The sequence below is a fragment of the Flavobacterium sp. CG_23.5 genome (assembly GCF_017875765.1).
Taxonomy (GTDB): Bacteria; Bacteroidota; Bacteroidia; order Flavobacteriales; family Flavobacteriaceae; genus Flavobacterium.
The window spans coordinates 1960901-1980530 of sequence record NZ_JAGGNA010000001.1 but is presented as its reverse complement, the minus strand read 5'-3'; the positions used below and the strand labels follow the sequence as shown (position 1 = coordinate 1980530).

The 19630-nt window shown below is 35.6% G+C and carries 12 protein-coding genes; 4 read left to right on the top strand and 8 right to left on the bottom strand.

All coding sequences use genetic code 11. The features are described from left to right. Window positions 1-30: 30 nt before the first annotated feature. The 3 genes from pgmB to H4V97_RS08450 form a co-directional block, all read right to left on the bottom strand. Entirely contained in the window at window positions 31-684 is a 654-nt protein-coding gene (gene pgmB / locus H4V97_RS08460) for a beta-phosphoglucomutase (RefSeq protein WP_209549458.1), read from the bottom strand. Continuing rightward, window positions 677-2206, bottom strand: coding sequence for an MFS transporter (locus tag H4V97_RS08455; protein ID WP_196848909.1), 1530 nt, complete (start codon window positions 2204-2206; stop codon window positions 677-679). The genes pgmB and H4V97_RS08455 overlap by 8 nt, the downstream gene beginning before the upstream one ends. Window positions 2207-2465: 259 nt before the next feature. Beyond that, a complete protein-coding gene (locus tag H4V97_RS08450; protein WP_196848910.1) occupies window positions 2466-3497 on the bottom strand; it encodes a LacI family DNA-binding transcriptional regulator in 1032 nt (343 codons plus the stop codon). Window positions 3498-3733: 236 nt separating this feature from the next. Between H4V97_RS08450 and H4V97_RS08445 the strand changes: the two genes are divergently transcribed. From H4V97_RS08445 to H4V97_RS08430, 4 genes are all read left to right on the top strand, one after another. Further along, window positions 3734-6673, top strand: coding sequence for a SusC/RagA family TonB-linked outer membrane protein (locus tag H4V97_RS08445; RefSeq protein WP_196848911.1), 2940 nt, complete (start codon window positions 3734-3736; stop codon window positions 6671-6673). A 17-nt stretch (window positions 6674-6690) separates the two neighbouring features. Further along, window positions 6691-8283, top strand: a complete 1593-nt coding sequence (locus H4V97_RS08440) for a RagB/SusD family nutrient uptake outer membrane protein (protein WP_196848912.1) — start codon at window positions 6691-6693, stop codon at window positions 8281-8283. 22 nt (window positions 8284-8305) lie between these two features. Further along, a complete protein-coding gene (locus tag H4V97_RS08435; RefSeq protein WP_196848913.1) occupies window positions 8306-9361 on the top strand; it encodes a SusE domain-containing protein in 1056 nt (351 codons plus the stop codon). Window positions 9362-9429: 68 nt separating this feature from the next. Further along, window positions 9430-12306, top strand: a complete 2877-nt coding sequence (locus tag H4V97_RS08430; protein ID WP_209549457.1) for an alpha-amylase family glycosyl hydrolase — start codon at window positions 9430-9432, stop codon at window positions 12304-12306. A 110-nt stretch (window positions 12307-12416) separates the two neighbouring features. Here H4V97_RS08430 and acs read toward each other — a convergent pair whose 3' ends face one another. From acs to H4V97_RS08405, 5 genes are all read right to left on the bottom strand, one after another. Further along, window positions 12417-14324 (bottom strand): acetate--CoA ligase, encoded by a 1908-nt coding sequence (gene acs / locus H4V97_RS08425; RefSeq protein ID WP_209549456.1) that lies wholly within the window; start codon window positions 14322-14324, stop codon window positions 12417-12419. Between the two features lie 25 nt (window positions 14325-14349). After that, window positions 14350-16251 carry an AMP-binding protein gene (locus H4V97_RS08420; protein WP_209549455.1) on the bottom strand — a complete coding sequence of 634 codons (1902 nt, stop codon included), beginning with the start codon at window positions 16249-16251 and terminating at the stop codon, window positions 14350-14352. 67 nt (window positions 16252-16318) lie between these two features. Beyond that, a complete protein-coding gene (locus H4V97_RS08415; protein WP_209549454.1) occupies window positions 16319-16678 on the bottom strand; it encodes a response regulator transcription factor in 360 nt (119 codons plus the stop codon). Between the two features lie 4 nt (window positions 16679-16682). Continuing rightward, the gene (locus tag H4V97_RS08410) at window positions 16683-19388 is read right to left on the bottom strand and encodes a sensor histidine kinase (RefSeq protein ID WP_209549453.1); all 2706 of its coding nucleotides are present in this window, start codon (window positions 19386-19388) and stop codon (window positions 16683-16685) included. After that, window positions 19381-19575, bottom strand: coding sequence for a hypothetical protein (locus H4V97_RS08405; RefSeq protein ID WP_196848919.1), 195 nt, complete (start codon window positions 19573-19575; stop codon window positions 19381-19383). Before H4V97_RS08405 ends, H4V97_RS08410 begins: the two co-directional genes overlap by 8 nt. Window positions 19576-19630 lie beyond the last annotated feature (55 nt).

The following is a 19630-nucleotide window of genomic DNA, read 5'->3' as shown; positions in this document are numbered from 1 at the left end:
TAATTCTAAATTTTGAAAAGTAGCTCGTTTCTACTTTATTAAAGACTCTATAAAGCTTGTATCAATATGAGTGAAGTCTTTAAAAATATATTTTGCTTCATGTAAAACGGATTCTTCGCCAATTCCGATACTGGTCATTTTTCCAATATTAGCCGCTTGAACACCTGCCACAGAATCTTCGAAAACGATTGCATTCTCCGGTTTTGTGTCCAATAATTTAGCAGCAATTAGGAAAACTTCCGGATCTGGTTTTGCATTGGAAACATCATTTCCATCGACAATGGCATCAAAATAGGGTAGAATTCCTGTTTTCTCCAGAATAGGTCTTGCGTTTTTACTGGCCGAACCTAAAGCGATCGGTTGGTTTTTTTCTTTTAAAAATTTTAAAATGGTAAAAACACCTGGAAGGATTTCACTTTCATCCATATCTACCAAATAGGTTAGATAATCCTCGTTTTTTTGAATCAACCATTTGTCTTTATCTTCTTGCGAAGCCTCAATTTTGCCTAATTCTAAAATTATATCCAGAGATCGCACGCGGCTAACTCCTTTTAATAGTTCGTTGTGTTCTAATGTAAATTCGATACCTAACTGGTCTGCAATTTTTTTCCAGGCTAAATAATGGTATTTAGCGGTGTCAACTATTACGCCGTCTAAGTCGAATATGAATGCTTTCTTATTCATTTATTATAATTTTGGATTTGTCATTTATGGTAAGCGAAATAATTCCGGCAAGAATCATCGATGCTCCACCAATCAAAAGCGCATAAATAGGTTCGCTGTTAAAAAATTTAGAAACTAAAAATCCTAAAATTGAAGCAGCAACTAATTGAGGAATTACGATAAAGAAGTTGAAAACTCCCATGTAATATCCCATTTTGTTAGAAGGCAAAGAACCTGATAACATGGCGTAAGGAATAGACAAAATACTTGCCCAAGCAATTCCAACACCAATCATAGGCAGCCATTCCATTGTAAAAGCGGTTGGTTCTTTTATGAAATAAATCGATATCAGACCAAGGCCACCACAAACTAGCGCAACAAAATGAGTGAATTTTGTACTCGTATATTTAGCTAATAATGGCAATAAAAAAGCGGCAATCGCAGCAATTAAATTATAGTTGGCAAACATTTCGCCTACTTGATTAGCACCCGTATTGTAAGCGTCAGAAGTCGTGTCTGTAGTGCCATAAATATGTTGTGTCACCGCCAGAGTAGTGTAAATCCACATGGAGAAAAGGGCAAACCAAGAGAAGAATTGAACCCAAGCCAATTGTTTCATGATTTTTGGCATAAACTGAAAATCATTCATAATGGTTACAAATCCATTTTCGGTATTGTTTGCTTTCTGCATTAATCCGGAAACTAACATCGCTAATCCTCCCAAACCTATAAGTCCCAGTGATAAAACGTATAAATCTTTCTTTAAATCAAAATGATAGATGACAAAGGAAAATAGAACACTTACAAGTAGAAACAAGATTCCTTTTGTTAAATGTGATTTTCCATTTGATGCAAACCACTCAGCGGAATGTTCTTCTTTAATAAAAGTCGCTTCTTTGTGTTTCTCAAAAGCGGCTAATTCTTCCGGAGAATATTCTTTAGAAGTGATAACGGTCCATAGCACAGTTAGGATAAATACAATTCCACCAAAGTAGAAGGAATATTTCACTGAATCTGGAATGATACCAAGAGGAGCTGTGTTTTGAACGCCTAAATGCGTAAATATCAAAGGCAGTTTTGAAGCAAAGTAAGCGCCAATACCAATGAAAAAGCTTTGCATAGCAAATCCCATGGTGCGTTGTTTTTCCGGAAGGTTATCTCCAACAAAAGCACGAAAAGGCTCCATCGAAACGTTGATGGAAGCATCCATGATCCAAAGCATTCCTGCGGCAAACCATAGCACAGGTGAATTTGGCATTATAAATAAAGCCGCCGACGCTAAAATCGCACCTGCTAAAAAATAAGGTTTTCTTCGTCCTAATTTGGTCCAAGTTCTATCTGAAAAATAGCCGATAATTGGTTGAATAATTAATCCGGTCAAAGGAGCAGCAACCCATAAAATTGGGATGTCGTCAATATTTGCACCTAAAGTTTGAAATATTCTGCTGACATTCGAATTTTGCAAGGCAAAACCCATTTGAATTCCCAGAAATCCGAAACTCATGTTCCAAATTTGCCAGAAACTTAATTTACGCTTTTCCATTATCGTAATTTAAAAAATTAATACGATAAGCGCTATGCTTATCAAAACTGAACTTATTTTCGAAGTAAAAGTAAAAGTTTTGAAGGGTAAATATAAAAATATATTTTAAACTTTTGTTTTTTAGAAAAAAATAAAATGAAAGATTATCAACTACAAGGTTGTAGTAATGAATATTATACGGAATGTCTGCTGTTTGTTTTAAAAAGCAGTCGCAGTTTTCAGTCACAGTTTTCAGAAAGCGACTGAAAACTGATAAATTCTAATTTGTAGATTCTCTTTCTATTAAATGAGTTTCAATTACTTCTGTTTTATAATTTTCTACGTATTCTTCGTCTTCTTCATGTTCTGATTCTAATCTTTCAATCAGCATTTTTGCGGCCTTATTTCCCATTTTTATACCGTTTTGACTCACGGTTGTAATAGTAGGAGTAGAGTATTTTGAAATAATTCCATCGGTGAAAGCGATTACCGCTAGGTCTTTAGGGACATTCAGACCTATTTTGTTGGCGGTTTTAATACAGGTCACGGCAAAAAGTTCATTAACGGCAAAAACAGCATCAATGGCTTTGTCTTCAAGAAGTTTTCCAATGGTGATTTCACAATTGTCCACATTCTCTATTTTGATAATTAGATTTTCATCAAAAGGAATGTCGTTGTCCAATAATGCCTTTATGTATCCATCGGTGCGCAGTTTACCTACACTTACGTAATCCACGGTGGTCACCAAAGCGATTTTCTTTCTCCCTTTATCAATTAAACTTTGAACTGCTTCATAAGCAGAAAGTTTGTCGTCGATGATGACTTTATCGCAAAAAACTTCGTTAGTCACTCTGTCAAACATAACGACTGGCATTCCTTGATCAATCACTTCAGTAATATGATGGAAATCACCTTTGAATTGGGTTTCTTTAGAAAGTGACATAATGAATCCGTCGATGCTTCCATTAGCTAGCAATTCCATATTAAGAACTTCTTTATCAAAAGAATCGTCTGACAGACAGATGATTACGCTGTATCCGTTTTCGTTTGCGACTTGTTCGATTCCATTAATAACAGTGGAGAAAAAATGATGAACAATTTCCGGTATGATGATTCCTATAGTTTTTGTTTTTCTATTCTTTAAACTTAGGGCGATATTGTTGGGTTTATAGTTATAAAATTTGGCGAAAGCTTGCACTTTTAAGCGGGTATCTTCTCCAATTTCCAAACTGTTTCTTAAAGATTTTGAAACCGTTGAGATTGAAACATCGAGTTCTTTTGCAATTTGTTTAAGCGTTACCTTCCTTTTCATAATTGTAAAATTGATAATTTTTATTTTCGTAATAAAGATATGGTTTGTTTTTATTAATGGCAATTTAACCCTTAAATAATTGGATAATAAAGAAAGTTTTCAACACTATCACGTTTTCGTAAACCAAATAAAAAGGGTCTTTGTCGAGCGAGACAAAATTTACATAAATTTAACATTCGAAGTAAAAATAAAAGTTAAAAACACAACCCAAATTCAAATTAATTTAAACAAAAAGTATGAAAACAATTTATAAAAAGTTGTTATTTTTATTACTGCTACTACCTTTTAGTATTCTGGCTCAGAATACTATAAATGGGACTGTTCTTGATATTGCATCAGGACAACCAATTCCAGGAGTAAATGTAAATGTTCAAGGTGCCAAAAATGGTGCTTCTACAGATTTTGACGGAAAGTTTCAATTATCAAATGTTAAGAAAGGTGACAAAATCGTATTTTCTTTCATTGGCTATAAGGCTTCTGTCGTTAATTATGATTCTCAAAAATCAATAACTGTTTCCTTATCAGAAGATGAAAATCAATTAAAAGAGGTAGTTATACAAGTAGGTTACGGAACTGTTAAGAAAAAAGACGCTACAGGTGCGGTAACTGTGTTAACAGCAAAAGATTTTAATAAAGGACCTGTAACTTCCGCGGATCAAATGATTCAAGGTAAAGTGGCTGGTTTGCAAATCATAAATGGAGGAGGTTCTCCAGGTGAAGGGGCTACTATTAGAATTAGAAGTGGATCTTCATTATCTGCAAACAATGATCCTTTATATGTTATAGATGGTGTTCCGGTTGCGGCTGGTGGTATTAACGGAGGAAGAAATCCATTGACTACTATCAATCAAAACAACATTGAATCTATTACAGTATTAAAAGATGCTTCAGCAACAGCTATTTACGGTTCTCGTGCTTCGAATGGTGTAATAATTATTACGACCAAAAAAGGTAAAGCAGGAGATATGCAAGTTAGTTATAGTGGAAATCTTCAAGTTTCAGAAGCTACTAATAAAGTAGATGCTTTGTCGTCAACTCAATTTAAAGATTTTGTAACTGCTAATGGAACTCCAGCTCAAGTAAAATTACTTGGTACTTCGGATACTAATTGGCAAAATGAAATTTACAGAACTGCTATTGGTACAGATCATAACATTGCATTAAGCGGTGGAACGGATAATGTGGTTTACAGAGCTTCTGTTGGTTATGCTAATTTGAATGGTATCTTGAAAAGAGATAACATGCAAAGAACTACTCTTGGAGCTAGTGTTACTGGAAATTTCTTGGACAAACATTTAAAAATTGAATTGAACAACAATACCTCTTTGATCAAAAACAATTACAGTAATAGAGGAGCAGTTGGTGCAGCGATTAGTTTTGATCCTTCACAATCAGTTAGAAATGCTGATGGAACTTTTTTCCAATGGTACACTTCGCCTAAAGAAATTAATCAATTAGCAGGAAAAAATCCTCTTTCTTTAATTGAGCAGTTTGATAACTTCGGTACTTCATACAGAAGCATTGGAAATATCCAAACCGAATATAAAATGCATTTCTTGCCAGAATTGAAAGCTGTAGCTAACTTTGGTTACGATCAATTGAGTGGAAGATCTTATGGTGGAACGTCAGCTAATTTTCTTAATGGTCTTCAAGGTTCAGGACACAATAATACCTATGAAAATACAGGTTTAAGAAATAATAAATTAATGGATTTGTTTTTAAACTACAACAAGAAAGTAGCATCTATTAATACTCAATTCGACGTTACTGGTGGATATTCTTACCAAGATTTTAGAGATTCAAATGATGGATCTTCTTATAACTTTGAAAATAACGTTACAGTTCCTGGTGTTCCAGTACCTTCTCGTGTGAACTTACAATCTTTCTTTGCCAGAACTAATATTACTATTGCAGATAAATATTTAATAACTGCATCTTATAGACGTGATGGAACTTCAAGATTTACTGAATCAAACCGTTGGGCAAATTTCCCTGCAGTGGCAGTAGCTTGGAAATTGAATGAAGAAAGCTTCTTGAAAGATGTAACTAGTATTTCTACGTTGAAACTTAGAGGTGGATGGGGTATTACAGGACAACAAGACATTGGAATAAGTTATCCTTCAATTCCGTTGTATTTAATTTCTAATAGTACAGCGCAATACCAATTTGGTAATACATTCTATTCTACTTTTAGACCACAACCGTATAACAGTAATTTGAAATGGGAACAAACAACTACTGTTAATGCAGGTCTTGATTATGGTTTGTTTAACAACAGATTGACAGGAAGTGTTGATTTGTATAGAAGAACGACTAAAGATTTATTGTTATATACTCAAAACCCATCTTTCTTTGGTTTTTCAAACTATGATAATTATAACGTAGGAACAATCGAGAATAAAGGTATTGAATTGTTAGCGGAAGTTATTCCAGTTCGTACTCAAGATTTAGAATGGAGAATTGGTGGAAATGTTACTTTTCAAGATTCTAAAATCACTAAGTTAACTACAACACAACCTAATACTCCTGGTATTAATGTAGGTGGAATTGCTGGAGGAACAGGAAATACGATTCAAAATCACCAAGTAGGATATGCACCAAGTTCATTCTTTGTATATGAACAAGCTTATGGAGCAGACGGGAAACCACTTGACGGTGTATTTGTTGACAGAAATAAAGATGGAATTATTACAGAACAAGATAAATACCGTTTTCATAAACCAGCAGCTGATGTTTTCTACGGTTTCAATACAAGCGTAACCTACAAAAACTTTGACTTTGGAATGAACTGGAGAGGATCTTGGGGTAATTACATGTACAATAATGTGAACTCTAATTTTGGAACGAGTAATAATGTATTGTTAAGACAAACAGATTTGTCTAATGGTGTTGCTAATTTATTAGAATCAGGATTTACTAAGCAAACTGATTTTCAATTGCATTCTGATTATTATGTCCAAGACGCTTCTTTTATCAGATTAGATAATGTAAGTGTTGGATATACTTTCAATCAAAAACCAAATTCAACTTCATTAGTTAAATTAACGTTGTCGGCTCAAAACGTTTTATTGATTACTGATTATAGCGGATTAGATCCAGAAATTTCTGGAGGTATTGATAACACTTTATATCCTAGACCAATTACTTTCACGTTAGGTTTAAACGTTAATTTCTAATACAAACAAAAAGAAAAATGAAAAAGACACAAATAAAATTATTGGGTATTTCATTGTTACTGATGGTAATGTTATTCCCATCGTGTACTAATGATTTAAACCAAGCGCCAGAGAGCACTAATGCAGTTCCTGGGGATCAATTTTTCACGGATGCAGCATCTTACAAACAAAATCTAGCGAAATTGTATGCAGGGTTTGCTACTTCAGGACAGTCAGGTCCTTCGGGATCACCTGATATTTCTGGAATCGATGAGGGAGAAAGTCAATATGTGAGAGGATATTGGTTATTACAGGAATTAACTACTGATGAGGCAATTATTGCTTGGAATGACGGGACTATAAAAGATCTTCATTCACAAACATGGACTTCTTTGGACCGTTTTGTAACTGCTGTTTTTGCACGTTACTCTTTCCAAATCGTAAACTGTAATGAGTTTTTGAGACAAACTACTGACGAGAAATTAGCAGCCAGAGGAGTAGATGCTACTTTGAAAGCAGAAATCGCAACTTACAGAGCAGAAGCTCGTTTCTTGAGAGCTTTGACGTACTGGCATTTAATCGATATGTTTGGTGGTGGTTCTTTAGTAACTGAAAATTCTCCAAGTACATTCTTTTACCCGGAATATGCTACAAGAGCAGAATTATACAAATTTGTTGACGATGAATTAACAGCAGTTACGCCGTTATTAAAAGGAGCAAAATCAAATGAAGCTTACAGAGTAGATCAAGCAGCAGCTTGGATGTTGCAAGCTAAATTGTATATGAATGCAAAAGTATATACAGGTACGGATCGCTATGCAGCAGCAGTTCCTTTAATTACAAAAATTACAGGTTCCGCTTATAAATTGCATACAAATTACAATCAATTGTTTTTAGCTGATAATGATAAAAATGGAGCTCAAAACGAATTTATTTTTGCTATAGCATTTGATGGTCTTCGCACTCAAACGTATGGTGGAACTACTTTCTTGACTCACGCACCAGTTGGTGGTACTATGAATGCAGCTTCATTCGGAATCAACGGTGGTTGGGGTGGTATTAGAACTACTTCAGCATTTGTAGATAAATTTTCTGCAAACACTACTGATACACGTGGACAATTCTATACTGACGGACAAACTAAAGAAATCAAAAACGTTGGTAATTTCACCGATGGTTATGCAATTCAAAAGTTTAGAAATGTAGATGTGAATGGTAAACAAGGTTCAGATAAAGCAGGTAATTTCTCTGATGCTGATTTTCCTATGTTCCGTTTAGCAGATGCTTATTTAATGTATGCTGAATGTGCAGTAAGAGGTGCAGGTGGTAGTATGACTACAGCAACTGATTATGTTAATGCTTTAAGAACAAGAGCTAAAGGAACAGCAGTGACTCAAGGAGATTTAAACTTAGATTTTATTCTTGACGAAAGAGCTAGAGAATTACACTGGGAAGGACATAGAAGAACGGATTTAATTCGTTTTGGTAAGTTTTCTGGAGGTAGTTATTTATGGCCTTGGAAAGGAAATGTTGCTGGAGGATCTCCAACACAATCTTACAGAGATTTATTCCCAATTCCTGCGACCGCTTTATCTTCAAATAGTAAATTACAACAAAACCCTGGATATTAATAATTTTAAAAATATATAAAAAATGAAAAATATAACTAAATCAATAATTGCTTTATTTGCAGTAGTTGCTTTCTCTTGTACCGTACAAGATGTTCAAGACAGACCCGTTATCGCAGGAGTTGACTCTCCGGTATTAACAGCTCCAACTTCTGGTGCTGCTTATGTTCTATTGCCTGCAAATGCAACTGCACAAGCAGAACGTTTTACATGGAAATCTGCTAACTTTGGTGGTAGTGTTGAGGTTGTTTACACAGTTGAAATCGATAAAAAAGGAAACGCTTTTAAAACACCAAAAGAATTAGCATCCAGAAAATCTGAAAACCAAGCGTCAGTTTCTGTTGAAATTATGAATGGTGCTGCATTAGCATTAAAAAGTACTCCTTTTGCTCCAGCTGAATTTGAAGTTAGAGTTAAAGCAACTGTTGGAACTGTAGTTATGATTTCTAACGTAGTTGGAATCGTAATTACTCCTTACACAACTGAAAATCCTAAATTATGGGTTCCTGGTGGTTATGCAAAAGCATCTGGATATCCAAATGATTGGGATCCTGCTACATCTCCACAGCTTTCTGCTTCTGCATATGGTAAAGTTGATTTTGAAGGTTTTGTTAATTTTAATGATGCTAACGCTGAATATAAATTTACAAGTTTCCCAGAGTGGAAAGGCGAATATGGTGCTGGAGCTGCTGCTGGAACATTAGATCCTAAAGGAGCAAATCTTAAAATCCCTGCTGCAGGTTATTATCAAATTGTTGTTGACACTGAAAAATTGACTTACAAAGCTACTGCAACTGCATGGGGAATTATTGGTGATGGTACTCCTAAAGGTTGGGATGCTAGTTCTGCAATGACTTACAATAAAGTTACTAAAGTATGGACTATAACAGCAAATCTTACTCAAAAAGAAATGAAATTTAGAGCAAATGACGCTTGGGATTTAAATCTTGGTGATACCGGTGCAAATGGTACAATGGAATATGGTGGAGATAACATAAAAGTTCCTTCTGCTGGAAATTACACAATTACTTTGGATTTAAGCTCTCCAAGAAATTACAAATACTCGCTTACAAAAAATTAATATGTTATAATATCTAAAAAGGGCTATCTTATCGGTAGCCCTTTTTTATAATTTAATAAATATATATTATGAAAAAAATTATATTTTTAATTCTGTTTTTCTTTTCATTAGCGGTTTCTGCTCAACAGCAAACGGTTACTTATAGTATTAATCCAGCTACTTTCGAAGAAACAACATCCATAACTATTACCATCAATGGGAACAGTATAGATGAAGCCGCTTGGGGAGTAACTGGAAATGCTTTGTACCTTTGGGCTTGGGCTTTTGATACCAATGATACTACTCAAAAAGGAACTCCACTTAATGGTTCTTGGAATGCATCTGATGAAGCAAGCAGATTTACTTATAATATAGGACCAAATACCTATACTAAAACCATTACTCCTACAACGTACTACAATACAACCGGAATAGGAAAAATAGGTTTTTTGATAAAAGCTAAGGACGGAACGGGAGATAAAAAATCGCAAGATATTCTGGCGGAAGTAGGTACTTTTCAAGTATCTCTAACTGCTCCATTACAAAATAGTTCAACAATAATTGCCTCTGGAGGAAGTTTGAATATTGCTGCAAATAATACCGGTGGGAATGCTAGTTATAACTTAAAATCAAATGGTACTAGCATTAATAGTAATGGTGCTACTGCCAATTATTCGTTTAATCACACCGCTATTTCAGGGAATCAAAACTACGAATTGGAAGTTACCCAAGGAACTACAACCATAGTTAAAAAGTTTACTGCAATTGTTGATCCGGTAACGGTTTCGGCGGCAATGCCTTCTGGATTATTGGATGGAATAAATTACAATGCCACCGATGCAACAAAAGCAACTTTAGTTCTAGACGCACCGTTGAAAGACTTTGTTTACATTGCAGGAAGTTTTAATAATTGGCAACCAGATGGGAACTATGCCATGAAAAAAGATCCAGCCACGGGTAAATTCTGGTTGGAACTTTCAGGTTTAGTCTCAGGAGCCAACTATAGTTATCAATATTGGGTGGTAGATGCTACGCCTATTTCAGGGACACCATCTTTGGTAAAAACAGCTGATCCTTATTCGACTCTGGTTTTATCGCCTTTTGATGATGCTGGTATTCCAGCGGCAAGTTATCCTAATCTTCCCGCTTATCCAGTGGGACAGGAAAGAGAAGTTACAGTATTGCAAACTGGGCAATCGCCTTACGCATGGAGTACTTCAACAACTAATTTTGTAAAACCGGAAAAGGAGAAATTAGTGGTTTATGAATTATTGGTAAGAGATTTCAATGCAGGAAGAACCTACCAAAGCGTCATTGACAAAATGGACTATTTCAAAAATTTAAAAATAAACGCCATTGAATTATTGCCGGTAATGGAATTTGAAGGAAATGAAAGTTGGGGTTATAATACTTCTTTTCATATGGCTTTGGACAAGTTTTACGGTACTTCAAGCAAGCTAAAGGAATTGATAGATGTATGTCATCAAAATGGAATTGCCGTTATTCTTGATGTAGCTTTAAATCATGCATTTGGACGAAATCCAATGGTTAGAATGTGGATGAACGATCCTGACGGAGACGGATGGGGTTCGCCATCTACTGAAAATCCGTATTTTAATACGGTCGCAAAACATACATACAGTGTAGGGGAAGATTTTAATCATGCTTCTGATTTGACAAAAAACTACGTAAAAAGAGTTATTAAACAATGGGTTCAAGAATATAAAATTGACGGTTTCCGTTGGGATTTGACCAAAGGTTTTACACAAAATTGTACTGCCAGTGATGAGTCTTGTACTAATTCTTATCAAGCAGACCGAGTTGCGATTCTAAAAGATTATGCTGATTATTCTTGGAGTTTGGATCCTTCGCATTATACTATTTTTGAACACTTGGGTAGTGACACCGAAGAAAAAGAATGGGCAAATTATAGAGTAACTGAAACACCAAGCAAGGGAGTAATGATGTGGGGAAAAATGACCGATCCTTACAATCAATTGACTATGGGGTATAATTCACAAAATGATATTTCTAGAATGTATGCTTTTAATCACGCGGGCTTTACTGCAAATCGTGTGATGGGCTATGCTGAAAGTCATGACGAAGAACGTTTGATGTATAAAAATATACAATATGGTGCTAATTTGAATGGGTATAATGTTAAAACACCCGCAACTGCGCTTTCTAGAATGTCGGCTTTGGGAGCAGTTACCTTACTGGTGCCTGGCCCAAAAATGATTTGGCATTTTGGTGAATTAGGTTGGGAAACTTCTATTTTTAGTTGTAATGATGGCAGTGTAAATACTTCTTCAGATGCTATTTCAGGGGATTGTAAATTAGATACCAAACCACAACCACAATGGACAAATAATTGGTTAGGCGATGCGAATAGAAATAAAATTTATACAGATTGGGCAAAAATGATTACGATGAAAATTGCGGAACCTGTATTTTCAGGAACGGCAACAATAAGTAGCTCTTCGTTAACTCCAACTATTAAATTAACGAACGCATCCTCTTCTTCACAACTTAAAGATGTGTTGGTACTGGCTAATTTTGATTTATCTACGCAAAATGTTCCTACCGGTTTTCCATATACTGGAACTTGGTATAATTTGATGGATAATTCTGAGATTACTGTTACGGATGTTAGTGCTGCGATTGCAATTCCAGCTGGTGATTTTAGAATTTACGGTAATAAAGTGGCAAACTTAGCGATTGCTAATTATGAAAAAACCAATACCGTTCATTTGTATCCAAATCCTGCGTCGAGTTATTTTACTTTAAATACAAATACGACTAAAGTCCAAGTTTATTCTATTAGTGGACAGTTGGTAAAAAGCTTCGATGCTATTCATTCTAAAGACACTCCGTTTGCGATCAGCGATTTGAGTAAAGGACTTTACATAGTGAAAGCATGGAATGAAAACAATGAAGTTGAAGTGATGAAATTTATAAAGGAATAATGTTTGGTTTGATTTCTGAAAAAGCTGTCCCTCAAAAGGCAGCTTTTTTTATGCAAAAAAACTGCTCCATAAATGAAGCAGTTCTCAACTACAAATTAAAAAACTAAGAATTATATTTTACCGTTTTTTATTTCTTCCACAATTTCTGGATTCAATAAAGTGGAGGTATCGCCAAAATTCGAATAGTCGCCTTCGGCAATTTTGCGCAATATTCTACGCATAATTTTACCGGAACGTGTTTTAGGCAAACCAGATACAAATTGAATCTTATCCAGCTTGGCGATAGGCCCAATTTGATTAGAAACTTGTTGATTGATTTCCTTGCTTAGATTTTCTCTATCGCGATATTCCCCTGTTTCTTTTAGAATAACAAATCCATAAAGTGCATTTCCTTTTATATCATGAGGGAAGCCTACAATCGCAGACTCAGCCACTGCAGGATGCTCGTTTATAGCATCTTCAATAGGAGCGGTTCCCAGATTATGTCCCGAAACGATAACAACGTCATCTACACGACCGGTAATTCTATAATAGCCAACTTCATCGCGCAATGCTCCGTCGCCGGTGAAATATTTGCCTGGAAAGGCAGAAAAATAAGTTTCTTTATAACGCTGATGGTCACCCCAAATGGTTCTGGCAATTCCAGGCCAAGGATATTTAATACATAAACTACCAACTACTTGATTTCCTTCTATTTCATTGCGTTTTTCGTCCATGAGTACGGGCTGAATTCCGGGTAATGGTAACGAAGCATAAGTTGGTTTTGTTGGGGTTACAAAAGCTATTGGCGAAATCATTATACCTCCTGTTTCGGTTTGCCACCACGTATCCACAACAGGGCATCTTTTATCTCCTACATGATCATTATACCAATGCCAAGCTTCTTCATTGATAGGCTCTCCGACGGAACCAATTACTTTTAGCGACTTTAACGGAAATTTTTGCACGTAATCTAAGCTTTCTTTTGCCAAGGCACGAATCGCTGTTGGTGCCGTGTAAAACTGCGTTACTTTGTGCTTTTCGATTATTTCCCAAAAACGACTGAAATCAGGATAAGAGGGAACGCCTTCAAAAATTACAGTGGTTGCGCCATTCAATAAAGGTCCATAAAGAATATAGGAATGTCCGGTAATCCAGCCGATATCAGCGGTACACCAAAAGACGTCATTTTCTTCGTAATTGAAAACATTTTTGAACGTATAAGCGGTATAAACCATGTAACCTGCTGTGGTATGTACCATTCCTTTTGGTTTTCCGGTAGAACCAGAAGTGTAAAGGATAAATAACGGGTCTTCGGCATCCATGATTTCGGCTACATTATTATCTGAAGCCTGGTCCAAAAGAGGTTGCAGCCATTGGTCACGACCTTCTTTCATATTTATCGAAGAATTTGTTCTTTTTACCACCAAAACGTTCTCTATCCCAGGACAACTTTTTAAGGATTCGTCAATGATTCCTTTTAAATCAATGGTTTTGTTGCCGCGATAACCACCATCGGAGGTGATGACCATTTTACAATCGCAATCGTTTATTCTTGCCGAAACTGCCGAAGCCGAAAATCCTGCAAAAACTACCGAATGTATGGCTCCAATTCTGGCACATGCCAACGTTGTTATCGCTAATTCAGGAATCATTGGTAAATAAATACAAACACGATCTCCTTTTTTTATGCCTTGTTCACGAAGCACATTTGCCATTTTGCAAACCTGTTGGTGCAACTCATTATAGGAAATATGCAAGGCTTCATCCTTTGGATCATTGGGTTCAAAAATGATCGCCGTTTTTTCTCCTTTTTTAGCAAGATGTCTGTCGATACAGTTTTTCGTAATATTTACTTTGGCATCAACAAACCATTTTATTTCAGCTTCAGCCATATTGAAATCGACAACTTTATCCCATTGTTGATACCAAGTGAAGTTCTCAGCAGCAATTTTGTCCCAAAATTTTCTTGGTTCACGAACTGATTTTTTATATTCTTTAAAGTATTCTTCTAAATTATTGATTTTATAACGGCTCATATTGTATGTATATATTTAGTTATTTTTAATTTTTATTGTAGATTCCAATTTCATATTTTTTTAATACGGTGTCAATTTCGCCAACAATGGTTTCGTCGTCAATTGTGGATGGGATTTGGAAGGTTTCCCCATCTGCAATGCTGCGCATTAGTTTTCTGAGGGTTTTACCCGAGCGAGTCTTAGGCAATCGTTCCACAATTACTACATTTCTCAATGAAGCAACAGCGCCAATTTGTTGACGAACTAATTTTATAATCTCCTGTTCTAATTGAAAATGTTCTATGGCATCATCTAATTTGGTTACCACCAAAGCCAACGGAGTTTGACCTTTCAAAGCATCATTTATTCCAATTACTGCACATTCCGCAACTGAATGATGGGAAGCAACAATTTCTTCCATTTCGGCTGTCGAAAGCCTATGTCCGGCAACATTAATCACGTCGTCCACTCTGCCGGTAATAAAAATATAATCTTCTTCATCTTTAAATCCTCCATCTCCAGAGAAATAATAACCTGGGAATTTATTTAAATAACCCGCTTTAAATCGGGGATTGTCATTCCATAAATCCATTAATGTTCCGGGAGGCAACGGTAATTTTAGCACGACATACCCTTCTTCATTTGGTCCTAATTCAGTGCCGTCTTCGCCAAAGATTTTGATGTCAAAGCCACAAACTGCTTTTCCTACTGATCCTGGTTTTATAGGTAAATATTCAACGCCCATCATATTGGCAATCATTGGCCAACCAGATTCTGTTTGCCACCAATGATCAATTGCCGGAACAGGAATGTGTTCTAAATACCATTCTAAGGTGGCAACATCACAACGTTCTCCTGCCAAAAATTGAGTTTTCAACGAACTCAAATCATATTGTTTTATAAAATCTCCGTTAGGGTCTTCTTTTTTTATGGCGCGAATCGCTGTTGGCGCGGTGAACATGGTGTTCACTTTGTGCTCGTCAATTATTCTCCAAAAAGTACTGGCATCAGGAGTTTTGATTGGTTTTCCTTCAAAAATGATGGTGGTGTTTCTATTGATTAATGGACCATAAACAATAAAACTATGTCCAACCACCCAGCCCACATCCGAAGCTGCCCAAAAAACTTCATTTTCTTTTACACCATAAATATACTGCATCGAAAATTTAAGCGCAACGGCATAACCTCCGGTATCTCGTACAATTCCTTTTGGTTTTCCCGTTGTTCCTGATGTGTGGAGTATGTATAAAGGATGTGTTGCACTCACGGGTACACAAGGCGTTTCTTCCGATCCGTAAACCAAAGAATCATAATCAACATCATATTTTTTAAACGGTACTCTTGCTCCTAGTTTTCTGTTGAAAACAATAACTTTTTTTGGTTTGTGTGAAGCCAGTTCAATTGCTTCGTCCACCAATGGTTTATAAGCAATTAAGCGATCAATTTCAATTCCTGAAGAAGCAGTTATTATCGCCCTAGGTTTACAATCGTCAATTCGAATGGCCAATTCATGTGGTGCAAATCCTCCAAAAACTACAGAATGTGTCACGCCGATCCTAGCACAAGCGAGCATAGCAAACGCGGCTTGTGGAATCATTGGCATATAAATAATTGCAGTGTGTCCTTTTTTTAAACCTAGTGAGAGCATTCCTCCGGCGAGTTTTGCTACTTCGGTTTTTACTTCAGAGAATGTATATTTTTTTATGGTTTGCGTTACTGGAGAATCATAAATAAGAGCCACTTGGTCTCCAAAACCATCTTGAATATGCTTGTCTAAAGCCAAATAACAAACATTCAATTCTCCATCTTTGTACCAGAGTGGATATCCATTTTCATCCGTGGACAAGGTAACTTCTGGTTTATTATACCATTCGATCGCATTAGCTTGTTCTGTCCAAAAAGCTTCGGGCTCGTTAATACTTTTATTGTAAAATTCGGTGTAGTTCATTTGTATGTTGTTGTAGTTAAATTTCTTTGTTCTAATGCTAAAATTGAATAACTAAAAATCTAATTTCTTAGATTAATTCTTGTACCTGCTCGACTAATTTCTTGACCGAAAAGGGCTTGACTACATATAAATTAGCACCTAGAGAAAGTCCTTTCTCAATGTCTTTTTCTTTGTTTTTTGCCGAAAGGAAAATTACTTTGCAATGTTGCAACCTTTCGTCTTTTTTAATTTGTGCCAATGTGGCAAAACCGTCAACCATCGGCATCATTACATCGAGAATAATAACGTCCGGAAGTTGTTTTTTCAAGATATCTAATGCTTCTTGTCCGTCACGAGCTATGAAAACTTCGAAATTGTTCTTTTTGAATGTGTACTCAAGTGACATAACAATATTTGGTTCGTCATCTACAATTAAAATTTTTTTCATCTTTTTAATGATTTTCAGTAGTATTATAATTGGGTAATGTGAAAATAAATGTGGCTCCATTGCCTTTCGTATTTTCAGCCCAAATGTTTCCTTTATGATGTTCTATAATTGACTTGCAAATGGCCAATCCTAAACCGCTTCCAATTGGTTTTTTTACATTTTGATTTCGTGATTGATAGAATTTATCAAAAATGGCTTCAAAATCTTCTTCCTTAATTCCTTTACCATTATTGTGAATATGGACTTCTACAACCTCCTTTTTTTTCAATATCGCAATAGTAATTTTTCCTTCTGTTTCTGAACAGAATTTTATGGCATTGGACAATAAATTATGAATAACTTGAATGATGCGTTCCTCATCATAAAATGCTTTTATTTCTTTGGAAGACTCATCGAATTCAACACTTATGTTTTTGTTTTTAATCAATTGTTTCAATGAAGCCAAAGTGTTTTTTATGGTTTTTGAAATGTTGTTTTTAGAAAGATAAATTTTTTGTTTCCCTGTTTCGAATTTCTCCAAATCGAGAATTTTGTCAATTAAGCGATTCAATCTATCCGATTCGGAGATGATGTTTTGTAAAAACTGTTTTCTCAATTCTTCTGGAATATCATCGTCGTCATGCAGGATTTCGCTTGCTGCACGGATGGCGGTTATTGGTGTTCGCAATTCATGAGTAACCGTGTCGAGAAATTCGTCTTTTTGAATGTCTTTATTAACCAATTCCTGATTGGCATTTTTTAGTTGGGTCGATATTTTTTTTAATTCATTGGAAGTGTCTGTCAGTTTCTTGTTAATGATGATGTTTTCTTTGGATTCTTCGAGAATTCGCAGAACTTCTGTCAGGCTGATTTTGTCTTCTTTTACTACACTTGATATTAAGATTTTGGCGGAAGCCGTACCAATATGTCCAGTCAATAAATTCTCGGCAAATTTTATAAATCGAGCATCGGCAGTGGTGATGTTTTTGTCAATGTTGTATTTCAAATTGAAAATCGCCAACGCCCTTTTGGTTCTTTCTTCGCCAAGAAATCGTTGTAAAACTTTTTGAATATCGGATATATATGCGGTTCCTTTCCATACAAATGCATTTTCGTGATTGGTAATGTATTTGTCAATATCCACGAACATTTCGGCGTAATTGCGTTCTCTATAATTTCCACTGAAACTTACAGAAATTGCAGCATAACTGATTATATTAAAAAACAAACTCCAAAAAACAGCTTGCGGAATAGGTTCTAAATAATCCAATCCAAAAAGCTGAAAGGGTTTGAGCAATGCAATTCCCCAAGGACCTTCCTGAATAAAGAGGCTGGATGATTTTGTAAGTCCTATAGCATAGGGCATTAATAAGGTGTAAAAACAAATTAAAAAACCAATGATAATTCCCGTTATTGCTCCTTTTTTTGAACCTCTTCTCCAAAACAATGCTCCAAAAAAGGAAGGTGCCAATTGCGCAATCACAACAAAAGAAACTAAGCCGATGGAAACCAATGAATAATCTAAAATGAAAATGCGGTAGATGGCATACGCCAAAATAATGAGTGAAAAAATACCTATTTTCCGACTGTTAACGATTCTTTTACGGTTTTTTTCGGGTGATTTATTTTCCAAAGAACCCACGAAACCATAAGGAATTAACAGGTTGTTACTGAGCATAGTCGCCAAAGCAATCGAGGAAACAATAATCATTGATATGGCGGCAGAAAATCCTCCGAGAAATACTAAAACGGTCAAGAAGTTATTGTTGAAAAATTGAGGAATCAATAATGAATAGGTGTCAGAATTGAATCCCTTTCCCTGAAAAAGAATATTTCCTCCCCATGCAATTGGGAATACAAAAATATTGAACAGCAATAAATACAATGGAAAAAGCCACATCGCTGTTCGAATATGAGTTTCTTTATTGTTTTCAACGATGGCAGTGTGAAACTGTCTTGGTAAAAGAAAAATAGCAAACATTGACAAAATGCAGAGGAAAAACCAATTGATTGCGCCCGTTAAATCTCCGATGGAATTCTTCTTGTCGAAATTTTCAAGAACAGAAGCTTTGGTGTAAATGTCTCCAAAACCATCGTAAACAAAATAGGTCACGTATATTCCAATGATTAAAAAGAAAACTAATTTCAAGATGGATTCCATTGCCACCGCTGTTACAATTCCGCGTCTTTTTTCGGAAGCATCAACATATTTTGTTCCGTAATAAGAGGCAAATAAAGCCAAAGCAAGGCAAACATAAGTGGTGGTATCCGTAAAGATATTGTCACTCGATTGGGTTTTGGTAACAATATGAAAAGTATCTGAAATCGATTTTAATTGTAAAGCGATGTAGGGAACGATTCCAAAAATGCAAATCATGGTAACCAACGCGCCAAGGAATCTACTGTTTCCGTATCGTAAAGAAATAAAATCGGCAATACTGGAAATTTTATTTACTCTCGAAATTCGGATAATTCTCTTGAGGATAATCATCCAAGTGGGGATAATTATTATTGGCCCTAAATAAATAGGTAAGTAGCTTAAACCTGAGTTCGCTGCCACACCGATGCTTCCATAGTAAGTCCAAGCAGTGCAATATACCGCTAACGAAAAGGAATAAACGTAAGGGTTATTCGTCCATTTTGAATGGCTTCTTTTTTCGGCCCAATAGGCGATGTAAAAAAGAATGGACACATAAAGTCCTAAAATCAATAAAAGTCCTATGCTACTCATAATATCTTTTTATGATTAGGTAGGAGATGGCAATTGAAAACAACCATGCCGAGAAAATGTAGATGTACACTATTGGTAATCCAAAAAGTGGTTTAGAACTGTCAAATAAAAGCAAAAGTGGTATGTTCAAAGCTAATAGCATTAGCATTGAAAGTATAACCAACTTTTGTTCGTGTCTTTTTTTCATCGAAATAGAAATAAGCAATCCCTACAAATAAATGTAGAGATTGCGTATTATAAAA